13 protein-coding genes are annotated in these 14,959 nt (G+C 46.4%); 3 read left to right on the top strand and 10 right to left on the bottom strand.

Annotation, left to right across the window (positions count from 1 at the left end; translation table 11 throughout):
* Positions 1–437: 437 nt before the first annotated feature.
* The 10 genes from alr to Q0Y54_RS07035 all read right to left on the bottom strand — a co-directional run bounded on the left by alr (position 438) and on the right by Q0Y54_RS07035 (position 11,918).
* Positions 438–1,547 (bottom strand): alanine racemase, encoded by a 1,110-nt coding sequence (gene alr, locus Q0Y54_RS07080; RefSeq protein ID WP_297965725.1) that lies wholly within the window; start codon positions 1,545–1,547, stop codon positions 438–440.
* 67 nt (positions 1,548–1,614) lie between these two features.
* Positions 1,615–2,898 (bottom strand): serine--tRNA ligase, encoded by a 1,284-nt coding sequence (gene serS, locus Q0Y54_RS07075; RefSeq protein WP_297965723.1) that lies wholly within the window; start codon positions 2,896–2,898, stop codon positions 1,615–1,617.
* Positions 2,899–3,088: 190 nt separating this feature from the next.
* The gene (locus Q0Y54_RS07070; RefSeq protein ID WP_297965721.1) at positions 3,089–3,691 is read right to left on the bottom strand and encodes a hypothetical protein; all 603 of its coding nucleotides are present in this window, start codon (positions 3,689–3,691) and stop codon (positions 3,089–3,091) included.
* A gap of 282 nt (positions 3,692–3,973) precedes the next feature.
* Entirely contained in the window at positions 3,974–4,279 is a 306-nt protein-coding gene (locus Q0Y54_RS07065; protein WP_297965718.1) for an Ada metal-binding domain-containing protein, read from the bottom strand.
* Between the two features lie 272 nt (positions 4,280–4,551).
* Positions 4,552–5,280, bottom strand: coding sequence for an MIP/aquaporin family protein (locus tag Q0Y54_RS07060; protein WP_297965716.1), 729 nt, complete (start codon positions 5,278–5,280; stop codon positions 4,552–4,554).
* A gap of 133 nt (positions 5,281–5,413) precedes the next feature.
* Complete coding sequence (gene glpK / locus Q0Y54_RS07055; protein WP_297965714.1) at positions 5,414–6,913, bottom strand: glycerol kinase GlpK; 1,500 nt, start codon at positions 6,911–6,913, stop codon at positions 5,414–5,416.
* Between the two features lie 169 nt (positions 6,914–7,082).
* On the bottom strand, positions 7,083–8,303 hold the full coding sequence (locus Q0Y54_RS07050; protein WP_297965712.1) for an anaerobic glycerol-3-phosphate dehydrogenase subunit C: 1,221 nt from the start codon (positions 8,301–8,303) through the stop codon (positions 7,083–7,085).
* Positions 8,304–8,322: 19 nt separating this feature from the next.
* Complete coding sequence (gene glpB, locus Q0Y54_RS07045; RefSeq protein ID WP_297965710.1) at positions 8,323–9,564, bottom strand: anaerobic glycerol-3-phosphate dehydrogenase subunit GlpB; 1,242 nt, start codon at positions 9,562–9,564, stop codon at positions 8,323–8,325.
* Positions 9,564–11,186: an anaerobic glycerol-3-phosphate dehydrogenase subunit GlpA gene (gene glpA / locus Q0Y54_RS07040; RefSeq protein WP_297965708.1), complete on the bottom strand. Its 1,623-nt coding sequence runs from the start codon at positions 11,184–11,186 to the stop codon at positions 9,564–9,566. The genes glpB and glpA overlap by 1 nt, the downstream gene beginning before the upstream one ends.
* 285 nt (positions 11,187–11,471) lie before the next feature.
* Positions 11,472–11,918 carry an Rrf2 family transcriptional regulator gene (locus tag Q0Y54_RS07035; RefSeq protein ID WP_297965706.1) on the bottom strand — a complete coding sequence of 149 codons (447 nt, stop codon included), beginning with the start codon at positions 11,916–11,918 and terminating at the stop codon, positions 11,472–11,474.
* 347 nt (positions 11,919–12,265) lie between these two features.
* Here Q0Y54_RS07035 and Q0Y54_RS07030 point away from each other — a divergent pair, with 347 nt between their 5' ends.
* From Q0Y54_RS07030 to Q0Y54_RS07020, 3 genes are all read left to right on the top strand, one after another.
* Positions 12,266–13,324: a methionine ABC transporter ATP-binding protein gene (locus Q0Y54_RS07030; protein ID WP_297965705.1), complete on the top strand. Its 1,059-nt coding sequence runs from the start codon at positions 12,266–12,268 to the stop codon at positions 13,322–13,324.
* Positions 13,293–13,946: a methionine ABC transporter permease gene (locus Q0Y54_RS07025; RefSeq protein WP_297965703.1), complete on the top strand. Its 654-nt coding sequence runs from the start codon at positions 13,293–13,295 to the stop codon at positions 13,944–13,946. The genes Q0Y54_RS07030 and Q0Y54_RS07025 overlap by 32 nt, the downstream gene beginning before the upstream one ends.
* A gap of 81 nt (positions 13,947–14,027) precedes the next feature.
* Positions 14,028–14,843 (top strand): MetQ/NlpA family ABC transporter substrate-binding protein, encoded by an 816-nt coding sequence (locus tag Q0Y54_RS07020; RefSeq protein ID WP_297965701.1) that lies wholly within the window; start codon positions 14,028–14,030, stop codon positions 14,841–14,843.
* The last annotated feature ends 116 nt before the right edge of the window (positions 14,844–14,959 follow it).

The raw sequence follows: 14,959 nt of genomic DNA, 5'->3' as shown, positions 1-14,959 counted from the left end.
GCTTGAATCATGTGTGCATGATTCCTGTTGCATTGTTTAGTTTTCAAAGAACACCACACTCGTCCTTTTTGTCCGTAGCTTTGTTGCTCCTTGTAAAGTTCCTCGACGTACCGTTCATGTACGCCTTCGTCGCTTTACTGCGTCGCGCCTCGCTACAACCAAAAATTACTTCGTGTCCAGCTTTTCTCAGAAGCTTTTGCTTCGTGAGTCAGCTTCTATATAATATCTCTAAGTTGCTTTTATGTCAAGCACTTTTTTGAAATATTTTTGTTGTCTTTATTCATACTTATTAGTAACTGATGTGACAACGTTGATAATACTACTACCTTTTTAGAATATTGTCAACATATATATCATTTTTCCCATATTTAATTTGCATAGATCAAAAAGAGACACCGGCTTGGAACCAATGTCTCCCTGTTCAGCAGTCTATTATTCTATTCCCTATATACTCGTGGCACTCTCGGACTGAGCATACATGGCAGCTCATAATTAATAGTTCCAAGCCAGCCTGCCACTTCATCCATAGTAAGGGCAGCAGAACCATACAATACCACTGTATCCCCTTCCTTTATATCCTTTATTTCTGTCAGGTCCACCATACACTGGTCCATGCAGATCCGTCCGGCTATGGGGGCCCGCTTTCCTTTATAGTCTACTTCTGCCTTGCCGCTGAGCATTCGGGTATACCCGTCAGCGTAACCCACCGGCAGGGTTCCGATTAAGCTTCTGCGCTTTGCTGTCCAGGTACAGCCATAACTCACCGACTCACCTGCCTCCAGCTCCTTCAAAAATGCTACCTTAGCACACAGCTTCATCAAAGGCTTCAATTCAATACTTCTATGGACCTCCTCGGAGGGCCAGAGACCATATAAAATAATTCCGGCCCGCACCATATCAAAATGGGTTTCCGGCATTTCCAAAATAGCGGCAGAATTGGCAATGTGCTTCAGTTCAATGGAGACTCCGGCTTCCTCCACCTGTTTAATGGCCTGCTTAAAGCTTTCCAGCTGCTTATAGGAATAGGTTTTGTCCTCATTATCAGCCAAGGCAAAATGAGAAAACATTCCCTCCAGCTTTACTCCGGGCAACGCCGCTATTTTTTTTGCCATTTCCCCTGCCTCATCCGGCTTTATGCCAATGCGATGCATTCCCGTATCAATTTTAAGATGTATTTTGGCTGTTTTGTTTCTTAACACAGCCTGCTGAGAAATTGCTTCTGCCTGTTCAAATTCAAAAACAGCCTGGGTTATATCGTAATCCACCAGCATCCCTGACGCATCCTTGGGAGATGCACCCAGAATAATGATGGGGGTGGTAAAGCCGGCCTTACGCAAGGCAAGGGCCTCACTAAGGACCGCCACTGCCAAATAAGAGGCTCCCATTTCCACACATTTTCTCGCCACAGCCAAGGCTCCATGACCATAGGCATCCGCCTTCACCACAGCGCACCATTTGGCGTTATTATTAATACAAGCCTTGATATTTTTTATATTAGACTCCAGGGCCTTTAAATCCACTTCCGCCCACACGGCTCTCATTGGCATAGTTTTTCCTCCCCAAAAAAATATAGCCCACCACCAGGGCAGGCTATACAATAATAAATAAGTAAAATTACAGCTCTTCCTTTTTAATAACCTCTACGCCACCCATATACGGAATCAATGCCTTTGGAATGCGAACGGAACCATCCTCATTCTGATAATTCTCCAAAATAGCTGCAAAGGTACGTCCCACAGCCAAGCCGGAGCCATTCAAGGTATGGACAAATTCCGGCTTACTCTTGGCATCACGGCGGAACTTAATATTGGCACGACGGGCCTGGAAATCAAGACAGTTGGAGCAGGAGGAAATCTCACGGTAGCAATTCTGCGCCGGCATCCACACCTCCAGGTCATAGGTCTTGGCGGAAGTAAAGCCCATATCACCAGTGCAAAGGAGTACTACATGGTACGGAAGCTCCAGAATGCGCAGTACATCCTCGGCATCATCAGTCATCTTCTCCAGCTCATCCCAGGAGTCCTCCGGCTTACAGAATTTAATAAGCTCAACCTTGTTAAACTGATGCTGTCTTATAAGACCACGGGTATCACGGCCGGCACTGCCAGCCTCAGCTCTGTAGCAGGCTGTATATGCACAATATTTTTCGGTAAGGGAAGAACCATCGATAATTTCCTCACGATGGTAATTGGTGGTTGGTACCTCAGCAGTAGGTACCATATAATAATCCAGCCCCTCCAGCTTAAACATATCCTCGGCAAACTTTGGAAGCTGGCCGGTACCAATCATGCTGTCGCTGTTTACAATGCATGGGGCCAGCATTTCCGTATATCCGTGTTTAGTGGCATGCAAATCCATCATGAAGTTTATAAGAGCACGCTCCAGGCGGGCACCCAAGCCCTTGTAGAAGGTAAAACGGGCACCGGTAACCTTTGCGGCACGCTCAGCATCAATAATATCCAGGTCAGCACCTAAATCCCAGTGGGCCTTAGGTTCAAAATCAAACTTGGTAGGCTCCATGAATTTTCTGACCTCTGGATTATCACTATCATCCAGGCCATAAGGAACATCCTCCTTCGGCATATTTGGAATATGGAGCATTATATCACGCAGACTTTCCTCTACGGTTTTTAACTGGGCATCCAGCTTGGAAATTTCATCACCTACAGACTGCATTTCGGCCACGATGGCATCCGTATTTTCCCCAGCCTTCTTCATGGCCCCAATCTGCTTGGATACGGTGTTGCGCTTTGCCTTAAGTGTCTCTACCTCAGCCAGAATTTCACGACGGGTTTTCTCCAAATCGATGAATCCATCCAATGACAAGCTATTATTTCTCTTTCTCAGCATTTCCTTTACAGCTTCCAGATTCTCTCTGACAAATTTGATATCTAACACCTTAATGACCTCCATTATTAATAACCAAATATATATAGGGAGTTATATCCCTTGAATATTCTATCGTTTAATTATACTGTAAATATAATATTTTGTAAAACTGGACTTACTTATTTGGAGCTTTATGCTGCTACTCCATCCAGTCGAATAGTTTTAATACCCAATCCCCCACCAGCGCAGGATAGAGGTCTTAAATTCTTATTTCAAAATGCTTATGGGTATCCTCCTGCTTATCCTTAGATGGTACCCCTTCACTTTTTGGTTCATGGCCCTTACCCTGTTCCCGGCCAACTCTGGGAGGAAGCTCAGTCTTTTGGGCGGTCCATGGTTCAGAGGATTTATTTTTCATATAATTCAACATGGTAAAGCCGATAAAGGCAGCCACAAAAACCAGTACAAAGGGCCAAAGGCTTATACCCTCCATGGATGGATTATCATGGCTTATATGCAGGGTATCATTAGTCGGCTCCCTTGTTTCCGTCTGCAGCATTTTATCAGAGGGCATATCGCCTGTGAGTACAGCTTGGGGCTCCGGAAGCTGATCCCGTTCCTTGGAGGTAACCTCCCGTTGCAGTTGACCATCACCTGCTGCCGGGGAATTCACCCGCGTATTTTCCTTTTGTTCCTGTTTATCCTCCGGGCCGGAAATGTTTATATGAATTCCAAATTCCCTGCTGCCCCCATCTGTCCCCGTGGCTGTATCCGGATTATGTCCCGAAGCCTCATTATCCTGGGCCTTAGGCGATACCGGCGGGGTCGGTGGGGTAGGTGGCGTAGGTGTTTTGATAGCCATAATACGTCCTTTCGTAATAAGCAAGCTGAAAGCATGTGGGCTTTCATCAGCCCTTACACGAAATCTAAAGCTTATCTGCATCCTTCGGATTTGATTCGCTAAGATTTAATAGTAAACTTCGTGCAAAATAGTGTTTCGTAGTAAACTTCGTGCGAAACGTTATTTCGCACTACGCCCTTACAACGAACACTAAGCTCCCACTGCGCCGTAGGCTTGTGCTTGCTAAGTGTTCATAGTAAGAAAAGGCCTTTGACTTAATCATCAAGGGCCTTACAGCTACAATTATTTCACATCTTCAGGATGACAGCGCTTACAAGGAACATAACCTTCAGCCTTGGCCTGCTTATTATTTTCCGCTGCGGTCTTGCCCTCATTAAAAATTACCGGCTTTAAAATTCGCTTTGCCTTTGGGCAATCGGGACGATGATATTCACCAGTATAGGTTTCGGCCACCCGTTCAATTTCAACAGTCGAAATGTCATTAAAGTCATTGGCCAGGGAATCGGTATACAGCTTATATGCCCCAGCCAGTAAAACGGCAATAATAACCAGTGCTATTCCTAATTTTGTCAAAGCATTTTTTTCCATGGGGAACCCCTCCTAAATAATACGTATAACGCCATTGTTCAAATTTTTCTTCTTTTTCTTTCTAAAAGATTTTTCTATGGGCGTTTCCATAAATGAACAGATAAATGAGATAGCCTTAACCTCATTTCATAAGTATAACCCAATTGTGCAATTTTTTCTACCAACACCCCATTAAGTATACATTCCATCAGGAGGCCTAATTAAGAAATACCCCTGCCTAATACTAGGCAGGGGTACATGCTTCTTAGATAATTTTTCCTGTTATCGGATTATCAGATAATACCGAAAGCGCGGGATACAACAAAAGCTGCAACACCACCGCAAAGAGGAGCAACTACTGGAATCCAAGCATAGCCCCAGTTGCCGTCGCCCTTGTCAGGAATAGGAAGAATTGCATGGGCAATTCTTGGACCAAGGTCACGAGCTGCGTTCATTGCATAACCAGTGGTACCGCCAAGGGAAAGACCAAGAGCCCAGATCAAGCAACCTACGAGATAAGGACCAAAGCCAGGAGCAAGGCCGATGGAGCCCTGAACGCCCTTGGAGAAGATGCACCAGATACCGAACATCAGGAAGAAGGTAGCGATAAACTCGGAGATGAATGCAGTCATCTGATTACCGCAGGCATTACCAGTGGAGAATACACCCAGCTTGCTGCCTTCAGTCTCTGCCCAATGTGGGAGATATGCAAGATAAACGATGATTGCGCCGAGGATACCACCAAGAATCTGAACGATGGAGGTAGCTGCAAACTGATCCCAAGTGTAAACACCTGCCAAGGTCTTGGCGATGGTAACGGAAGGGTTGATATCTGCCTGAGGAGCACCGAGAGCAACAGAAGTGTAAACACCCATTACTACTGCAAAGCACCATCCGGTAGTTGTGCAGATCCAGCCGCCGCCGCGACCATAGCACTTAGCCAAGGTCATGTTTGCATTAACACCGCAACCAAATACCATCAGTACCATAGTACCGACGAACTCGCCTAACAAATTATCCATTTTTACATCCCTCTTTCATAAAAAATATGAATAAATACTATAATCCACATCTGACACCGACCCTGTTATGAGTCGGCATCAGATAATGAATCCTTACATAAGCAGCAATTACGCTGCAACCTTGGAGTAAATATTACTCCTCATCCAGCCAATGCATGGAGTGCTTAACAGCCTTCTGCCAGCCCTTGTAGAGCTTGTCAGCCTCAGCCTTGTCCATTACAGGCTCAAAGCGAACATCCAGCTTCCATGCGGACTTCAGCTCATCCTTGTTTGCCCATACGCCTTCAGCAAGACCAGCCAGGTAAGCTGCACCAAGGGCAGTAGTCTCGATGATCTGAGGACGATCAACAGGAACACCAAGGATATCAGCCTGGAACTGCATCATCAGGTTATTGGCAACAGCACCGCCATCAACCTTCAGGGAAGCCAGCTTAATGTTGGAGTCAGCCTCCATAGCACCCAGAACATCTCTGGTCTGATAAGCCAGGGACTCAAGAGTTGCACGAACGATATGAGCCTTGGTGGTACCACGGGTAATACCAATAATCATACCACGGGCATTCTGATCCCAATATGGAGCACCGAGACCTACAAATGCAGGTACAAGGTAAACACCAGCAGTGTCGCGAACCTTCTTGGCAACCCACTCGGAATCCGGAGCGGAGTCTACCATGCGAACGCCGTCACGCAGCCACTGAATAGCGGAACCTGCTACGAAGATGGAACCCTCAAGAGCATACTCAACCTTGCCATCAAGACCCCAAGCGATGGTAGTAACCAGACCGTTCTTGGAATCATAGATATCAGTACCGGTGTTCATGAGCATGAAGCAGCCAGTACCATAGGTATTCTTAGCCATACCTGGCTCGAAGCAGTTCTGGCCGAACAGTGCGGACTGCTGGTCACCTGCTGCACCGGATACAGGTACGGAAGCACCAAGGATGGATGGCTCAGTGAAGCCATAACGGCAAGAGGAAGGCTTAACCTCAGGCAGCATCTTTGCAGGAACCTTCAGGTAAGACAGGAGCTGCTCATCCCACTTCAGCTCTTTGATGTTGTACATCAAAGTACGGGAAGCATTGGAATAGTCAGTAACATGTACTTTACCACCAGTTAACTTCCAAATCAACCAGGTGTCAATAGTACCGAAGATCAGGTCGCCTGCTTCTGCACGGGCACGGGTGCCTTCAACATGCTCGAGGATCCAGGTAATCTTGGTGCCGGAGAAATAAGCATCAATGGTCAAACCAGTCTTGTTCTTGAACTCCTCAGTCAGACCCTGCTTCTTCAGGTCTTCAGCAATGCCGGCAGTCTGGCGGGACTGCCAAACGATTGCATTGTATACAGGACGGCCAGTATTCTTGTCCCATACAACAGTGGTCTCACGCTGATTGGTGATACCAATGGCAGAAATGTCGTTAGCAGAAAGGCCGCTCTCAGCCAGAGCCTCCTTCATTACAGTAACCATAGTGCTCCAGATTTCATCAGCATCATGCTCAACCCAGCCCGGCTGTGGGAAAATCTGAGTGAATTCCTTCTGGGATACCCCTATGATCTTGGAGTTCTCATCAAAGATGATAGCTCTGTTACTGGTAGTACCTGCGTCTAACGCCATTACATACTTCTTTGCCATTTTTAAAATCCCCCTTAAAATATAGAACTATTGCCAGACCCATCGGGGCCTCTCTTAACCCCATGGGTCATATATGAAAATGATTCGGGTGAAGGAGACTCGCCAAAAGCCTCCTGTCATTATCTCCCTAAATAATATCCACCCAAATCTCTTCACCTAAGTAAGCTGCTTACTTTTCGTAAGCCTTTGCCAATACCTGAATTGGATGAGTTGTTTTAGCATTGGTGCCATGCTTAATCTGCTCACGGCAGGTACCGCAATCACAGACCACCTTGTGGGCACCGCTGGCATTGATCTTATCAAACAGTTCAGAACCAATCTTCATGGAGGTCTCATAGTTTTCCTTATGGAAGCCATAAGAACCGGACATGCCGCAGCAGCCTGCATCCGCACTGTCGATATTTACCCCAATCTCCTTCAGGAGATCAACAGCCGGCATACCCATACCCTGGGCCCGCAGATGACATGGAGCATGGTAAATGAACTTCTTGTCGGAAGATACATGAACCTTCTTCAGCTCACCCTTTTCGGCAAGGATGGTCAAAAATTCAAATGCATCATAAACATTCTTTGCCGCCCTGGCCATTTCCTCCTCAGCAAAGAGCTCAGTATACTCAGCCTTAAGCATCAAGGAGCAGGAGGTACAGCAGGCAATGACCGGAATATTTCTTGCAGCATATTCGTTAATGATTGACACATTGTTATCCGCATGGCTTCTTGCCTCATCCAGATAACCGCCTACAACCAATGGGGAACCGCAGCACTTGAACCGTTCATCCATCAAAACCTTGTAGCCGTTGGCGTTCATAACCTTAACAAAAGCAACGCCCACCTCCGGATCATTTACATCGATAAAGCAGCCAGGGAAGAACAATACTTCCTTGGTAAGCCCCTCAGGCTGCTTGAGGTCCTTATAAATCTCCCGGAAATACTTAGTAGCAAATCGTGGAGATTTGCGCTGAGGAGCAATACCCATAGCCCCCATCATGCCCATGGCCTCACCAATGGACATACCGATGTTGGCACAGGTTCTGCCAAATGGAATGCTCTTAAGCATATCAGCCATCTGGAAGTTGTGGCTCAGCATCTGGTCAGCCTGAGTATGCTTCTCAGGATGAGCCTTGTAGTACTTGGCACGCTCCAACATATTAAGAGTTGCAACAGATACACCGTTAGGGCAGGTAATATCACAGTTCTTGCAGTTGGAACACAGCTTCAGAGAATCCTCATAATCGCTCTCATCAGAGAAGTGCATACGGTTATGAGCAGGACCTACGAGTTTTGGTCCTCTATAGTCTGGATTAGCCTTGGTAACTGGGCACACTGCAACACAAGATGTGCAGGCAATACAATTATCGGCTGAATCCCTTGCTCTTTCTTCTAACTCCATAATATAATACCCCTTTCAATCAAGCCTTGGCTGCCTTATAAGCAGAAGCTAAAGCCACACCATTGCCGGAATGCTCAAAGCAGAAATCATAGCCACTGAGGTTACGGCCTACAACATAAACGTTCTGAAGAACTACATTGCCGGACTCATTAACGCCGCGGAGAGTTGCATCTACTCTTACGCCAGTCTTTGCGAAGGTCTGCTTCTTATCGGAGAAAAGCTGCTTGTTTACCCAACGCTCCTCAACGCAGTCACATTCCACCGGAAGATTAAACACAACCTCCTTGGCATCACCAAAATCACGCATGGTGATACCGCCACTGTAGAAGCCGCCGGTAGCAACAATGAACTTGTCAGCATTGTAGGTCTGGAGACGAACCTCGCCACCAGCCTTAACTGCTACAGCCTTGCTGCCATCGATAACAGCCTCTTCAGCCTTGGCATTCTCAATAACAGTGATACCCTTCTTCTTCAATGCACTCAGGAGTACATCACGGAGACGGAGACCATTTACAGAAGGTGGCATTGCCGTAGTCTCAACTACCGGACAACCCAAATCTGCAACGATTTTCTTATAAACTACATTGCCCTTCAGACCGAGAATCTGAGGAACAAGAATTACCTTGCCGGCACCGGCGCTGCCCTTAACCTGGGAAAGGAAATCCGCATAACCGGACTCAGTATCCATCCAGGAAGCAACGTCCTTGGTGGTCAGGTCACGAGCACCTTCATAATGAGGATCTACAGTAATGACCGTGTACTTCTTGTCATTGCCCAGCTCCTTGGCCAGGTTCTCTGCAACCATATCTACATAATAATCCTTCAAGCCCTTAATGCCTACGAGAACGATCTCAGAGGCCTCAAAGCACTGGGAGCCCTGCATGGACTCCGGAACCAGGCAGGATGGCTTTAAGGTACCCACACCAGTAACCAGCCACTGCTGTTCATTGAGGGAACCTACATAAGGCAAGCCCTCAGCTGCAACCACAGCCTTAAAGAATTTTACTGATTCTTCCAGGGCCTGGGTGCCAATCTTTTTATATGGATGCTCATCAGCCACTGCACTAACCGCCTGAGCTGGATTAGATACAGCCTTGCCGGAGTCATCATAACCTAATACGTCGATAACGCCACTGTTAAGAGGGAAAGTACCCGCACCATAGGACAGCAGTGTTACCTTTTTGCCCTGATCTGCGCTGACAAGAGCGGACATCAGGCCGGCCAAACCATTACCGATAACAACTACATCTGACTTGCTCATTAGCGTCTACCCCCATTTACATTGAACAATACTTCATACATGCCTCTGGTCATTTCAGCCTCACGGAGAGTCTTACCTGCCATTACAGGAGTAATACCCTTCCATCTGGCCTGCAGGAAGTTCTTCATATCGCTGAGGGAATCGCTGCAGCCCTCAAGCTTGTTCTTGAACAGCTTATTGGCGATAGCAGCACTGCGGATTGCGCAGTAATTACCCTGACAGGTGCCCATACCAAGACGGGTTCTTCTTCTCACATCTGCTACGCTGTGGCTGGTAGGCTCCTGGGCAATGCGCATAACCTCGGCCATAGTAACGTTCTCGCACTCGCAGAGAACCTCACGGGTCTCAGGATGCTCCTTAAGAGTCTTTACAACCTCAGGGAACTTTTCAGTCCCCAAACGGGTAGCAGCCAGATTTACACCATAGGATGGGAAGTACTGACGGGCAGCCTTCTTATCAGCCTCGGAAACGGCCGGAACCAAATCCTCCTCTGCCGTGCGGCACTTGGCAGTATTGCCCAGCTTTGGTGCCAGAACATCGCAGAACTTCTCAGCCATGAGACGATAGGTGGTGAACTTACCACCACAGATGGTCATCATACCCTTCAGGCCATCTTCCTTCTCGTGGTCGAGAGTTACGAAGCCACGGGAGGCATTACGGCCACCGTCGGCCCCCTTAGGAACATACAGAGGACGGGAACCAGCGAATACACGGAGGATACGGTAATCACGCAAATGCTCAAATACACCCTCACCAGTCTTCATGAGCTCCTCAACCTCTTCCCAGGAGGTAGAAGTATCCTCAGGATCCGGAATAGTAATGGAAGAAGTACCAAGGATGGTAATAGAGCCATGTGGCACGAATATATCACCATTGGATGGCTTACGCAGACGATTTACGACGCGGTTGGAAATGCGCTGGTTAAAGGCAATCAGTGTGCCCTTGGAAGGACTTACAGAGCAGTCCAGACCAGCCATCTGGGCAACCTTGCCAGCCCAAGGACCGGCAGCGTTTACCAAAATTTCACACTCAATATCATATTCTTCCTTTGTAACGTTGTCCCGAACGGTAATGCTCTTTACAGCACCGCCTTCAACGTTAATTTTTATAAGTTCAGTATAGGTCTTGTAACGGCCGCCATAACGGGCAGCAGACTGAAGATTCTGCCAGGACATACGGAAGCCATCGATGGCACCATCAGGAACCTCGAAGGCGCGAACCAGCTTGCGGGAAAGATTTGGCTCCATACGGAGAGCCTCCTCCTTGCTCAGCTCACGAGTCTTGATACCACTTTCAGCGCAACCCTTTACCCAAGGATCTACGAAATCCGGATCATCGCCCTCCACCTGTACGAACATACCGGTAGTAGCCTCAACACAAGACTTACCAATACGACGCAGGATGGTATTTTCCTCGATACACTCCTTGGCTGCTTCCTGGTCTCTTACGGCATAGCGGGCACCGCTGTGCAGAAGACCATGATAACGGGAGCTGGCACCATTCACCATATCAAGCTTCTCTATCAGCAGGGCATCAATGCCACGCATAGAGAGGTCACGCAGGATACCAACGCCTGTAGCTCCGCCGCCAACAACGACAACCGTAGCTTTGTCCTTTACCATAACAATCCCCCATTTTCATCAATACACATATCAAATCCGAGTTTCCTCGAATTATTGAATTTTCGTACAATTGCACATTAATTCAAGTGTAATAGTCACAAAATTTCAATTTCTTCGTACAGTTTATACCATAGTCCTCGATTTTGTCAATAAAAAAAGGGCGCCAGAAATATAGCAATTAATTATAGTTATATCGTTTTTTTAAGATTTGTCAGACAAAAATACGTCAAATAATAGTGATTGTTAACTGTGATTGTAAATAATAAACTGTCAAGTTAATATCTTTTAAATAAAGTACATCAGTTTGTCCGGTTCCTTCTGTTTTTCTACATTATTTAATATATCCTCCAGCGTAATCCCCTCCATAGCTGATTTTACTGCATCATCCAGCTGTGAAAAAACCATTTCTTCCATTGCCTTGTCCAAAAAAGGTTGCTTTTCCTTTACCGTGGACTCAGTTTTTTCTGTCAAATTTGTTTCGATTGCTGTCAAAACGTCGTAAACGCTAATCTCATTTGGCTCCCGATTTAAAAAATATCCTCCCTGGGATCCCTTAATTGATATTACAAGTTTGGCCCTTTTTAATAAAGAAAAAACCTGCTCCAAATAAATTTTTGATATGCCCAAGGTCTCCGAAATGTGAAGTACGGTTATGGCCATACCACTTTTGTAATTTGCTGCCAGGTATGACATGGCTGCCAGACCATAACGGCCCTTTGCTGAGATACGCATTTAAATCATCTTCCTTTCACTCTAATCCTTCATTAAAATAGTAGTCCAGCATTGTGGAATAATCTTATGCCAAATTACACTACCGGTCAATATCTCATATAAATTATATATGTTTTCTCTATTTTTGAAAATACCTATTGCCATAGTAGGTAAAATAGGCTATAATTCATAACCATAGCATAAGTGTTTTTCTTCCATGGACTATAGCCGTAAATCATTTGTTACACTGCCTGCCTTTACTTTGCATTTAAAATAAAAATGGGTATAATATTCTAGTGTATTCTTTAATTTACAACTATACACATGGAGTTATTGCTCCATACCATAAACGACAGGATGTGAGTACGGTGATTGATTTATCTCATATAGAGAAAATCTATGACAGTGCCGCCGGTCCGGTTCATGCCCTAAAGGATATCAGCCTACATATAAATAAAGGCGAAATCTATGGCATCATCGGCTTAAGCGGAGCTGGAAAATCCACCCTGGTGCGCTGCATTAATCTTTTGGAGCGTCCCACCAAGGGTACAGTTACAATAGAAGGAAAGGATATTACCGCCATGACCGACAAGGAGCTGCGGGCAGCCCGTAAGGGAATTGGCATGATATTTCAGCATTTTAATCTTCTTTCTACCTCTACAGTATTTGACAATATTGCCTTTCCTCTGGAATTATCCAATACCCCAAAGGAAGAAATTAAAAATCGGGTGACAGAGCTGTTGGAGCTGGTTGGATTGGCCAATAAGGCCGATCAGTATCCATCCCAGCTTTCCGGTGGACAGAAGCAGCGGGTGGGCATTGCCCGGGCCCTGGCCAGCAATCCCCAGATTCTCCTTTGTGATGAGGCCACATCGGCCCTTGATCCACAGACTACAAAATCCATACTTGAATTAATTAAGGATATCAATCACAAATTAAAGCTTACCGTAGTGGTTATTACCCACGAAATGCAGGTTATTAAAGAGATTTGCGATAAGGTAGCCGTCATAGACAAGGGCGTAATTGCCGAACAGGGTGACGTGCTGGATGTGTTTATTAATCCCCAGCAGCCTATTACCAAGGAATTCATCAGCGTTTTGCTCAGCAACGAGCTGCCTGTGGATTTCAGAAATATTGATATTGCCCATGAGCCCTTTGAAGACAGCATTCTCCTTATGCGCCTCACCTTTATTGGGGAAACAGCCAATGATCCGATTATTTCATCATTGGTGAAGAAATATGATGTAAGTGCCGACCTGTTCTTCGGGAGCCTTGACGACATTAAGGGGGCACCTTTCGGCAGACTTATCATAGGTCTGGATGGCAGTCAGAATGATATTAACGCCGCCATGGATTATCTTCGTGAACAAAAAGTAAAAGTGGAGGTGATTGGCTATGTCAGCAGACATGCTTCCTCTCATCACTAAAGCCCTGGGAGAAACTGTTTACATGGTTATTGTGTCCATGGTGATTTCCTCCCTGTTGGGTATTCCTTTAGGGGTGCTTCTCCACACCACCTCCAAGGGACAAATTCTTGAATGTATTCCCCTAAATCGGGTGGTGGGGGCTGTAGTCAATGCCATTCGGTCAATTCCCTTCATTATATTGATGGTGGCCATTATTCCATTGACCCGTCTCATCGTAGGCAGTGCCATCGGCACCACGGCGGCCATGGTTCCCCTGGTGCTGGCCTCTGTCCCCTTTATCGGCCGTCAGGTGGAAACCTCTCTTAGGGAAATTCCCTATGGAATCGTGGAAGCCGCCCAGGCTATGGGGGCCACTCCATTACAGATTATCCGCAAGGTTTTCCTGCCGGAGGCTATGCCAAACATTGTGGCCCAGCTTACTACCGTTATTATCAGCCTTATCGGAGAATCGGCCATGGCCGGTGCCATTGGCGGCGGTGGATTGGGTGATTTGGCCATACGCTATGGTTATCAACGGTTCCGTCCCGATATTATGATTGCCACGGTAATCGTACTTATTGTTATGGTTCAGATAGTGCAGTTTGCCGGCAACAAGCTGGCCAAACACCTGGACAAGCGCTAGTATTTGTGTGGGCGTAATTTAACCGCTAGGGTGTAACTCTGACAAGAGAATTATATACACTATTTTTAAGGAGGTTTTTTCATGAAAAAGGTATTACTTATTCTGTCTGCCCTGGTTTTTGCCATTGTGGCTTTGGCAGGCTGTGGGGCAGATAACAAGCAGGCCGCTAACGGCAGCAAGACTCTGAAGGTTGGTGCTACTTCCGTTCCCCATGCTGAAATTCTCGAACAGATCAAGGAGGATCTGGCCAAGGATGGAATTAAATTGGAAATCGTTGAATACAGCGATTATGTACAGCCAAACCTTAATCTGAATGACAAGGAGCTGGATGCCAACTACTTCCAGCACAAGCCTTATCTTGATGATTTTGTAAAGCAACATCCTGAGGTTAAGCTGGTAAGTGCCGGTGGTATTCACATCGAGCCAATGGGCGTATATTCCAAGAAGGTTAAGGACCTCAAGGAATTAAAGGACGGTGCCACCATTTCTATTCCTAACGACCCTACCAACGGCGGCCGTGCTCTGTCTCTCCTCGCCAAGGCTGGTGTTATTACCCTCAAAGATGGCGTTGGCGTAACGGGCACCATTCAGGATATTACTGCCAATCCTAAGAACATCAAGTTCCAGGAGCTGGAGCCTGCCCAGGTGCCACGTACCCTGGAGGATGTTGACGCCGCCGTTATCAACAGCAACTTTGCCATGCAGGTTCAGCTGAACCCGGTAAAGGACAACATTTTCATTGAGGATTCCACCTCTCCTTATGTAAACATCGTTGCCGTTCGTACCGGTGACGAAAACCGCCCTGAAATTCAGGCTCTCATGAAGGCCCTGAAGTCTGAGAAGGTTAAGAAGTTCATCGCAGAAAAGTACAACGGTGCTGTAGTAGCCGCATTCTAATATAAAATGCAGACAGGCCGCTAGCCCAAGGAATAACTCCTAAGGGCCAGCGGCCTTTATTTAGTGTCTGCCCAATAACAGGCATATTTTAAGTGACTATGTCATCGAAAATGACA

Origin of the sequence: uncultured Anaerovibrio sp. (genome assembly GCF_947302755.1) — a bacterium.
Lineage (GTDB): Bacteria > Bacillota > Negativicutes > Selenomonadales > Selenomonadaceae > Anaerovibrio.
The sequence above is the reverse complement of the archived record's forward strand: the minus strand, read 5'-3'. Positions and strand labels throughout refer to the sequence as shown.

What these genes read in the sequence shown, in the direction of transcription:
- alr (WP_297965725.1), bottom strand. Translation starts at nt 1,547, where the DNA reads ATGCCAATGAGAGCCGTGTGGGCGGAAGTGGATTTAAAGGCCCTGGAG.
- Q0Y54_RS07070 (WP_297965721.1), bottom strand. Translation starts at nt 3,691, where the DNA reads ATGGCTATCAAAACACCTACGCCACCTACCCCACCGACCCCGCCGGTA.
- Q0Y54_RS07065 (WP_297965718.1), bottom strand. Translation starts at nt 4,279, where the DNA reads ATGGAAAAAAATGCTTTGACAAAATTAGGAATAGCACTGGTTATTATT.
- Q0Y54_RS07060 (WP_297965716.1), bottom strand. Translation starts at nt 5,280, where the DNA reads ATGGATAATTTGTTAGGCGAGTTCGTCGGTACTATGGTACTGATGGTA.
- glpK (WP_297965714.1), bottom strand. Translation starts at nt 6,913, where the DNA reads ATGGCAAAGAAGTATGTAATGGCGTTAGACGCAGGTACTACCAGTAAC.
- Q0Y54_RS07050 (WP_297965712.1), bottom strand. Translation starts at nt 8,303, where the DNA reads ATGGAGTTAGAAGAAAGAGCAAGGGATTCAGCCGATAATTGTATTGCC.
- glpB (WP_297965710.1), bottom strand. Translation starts at nt 9,564, where the DNA reads ATGAGCAAGTCAGATGTAGTTGTTATCGGTAATGGTTTGGCCGGCCTG.
- glpA (WP_297965708.1), bottom strand. Translation starts at nt 11,186, where the DNA reads ATGGTAAAGGACAAAGCTACGGTTGTCGTTGTTGGCGGCGGAGCTACA.
- Q0Y54_RS07035 (WP_297965706.1), bottom strand. Translation starts at nt 11,918, where the DNA reads ATGCGTATCTCAGCAAAGGGCCGTTATGGTCTGGCAGCCATGTCATAC.
- Q0Y54_RS07025 (WP_297965703.1), top strand. Translation starts at nt 13,293, where the DNA reads ATGTCAGCAGACATGCTTCCTCTCATCACTAAAGCCCTGGGAGAAACT.
- Q0Y54_RS07020 (WP_297965701.1), top strand. Translation starts at nt 14,028, where the DNA reads ATGAAAAAGGTATTACTTATTCTGTCTGCCCTGGTTTTTGCCATTGTG.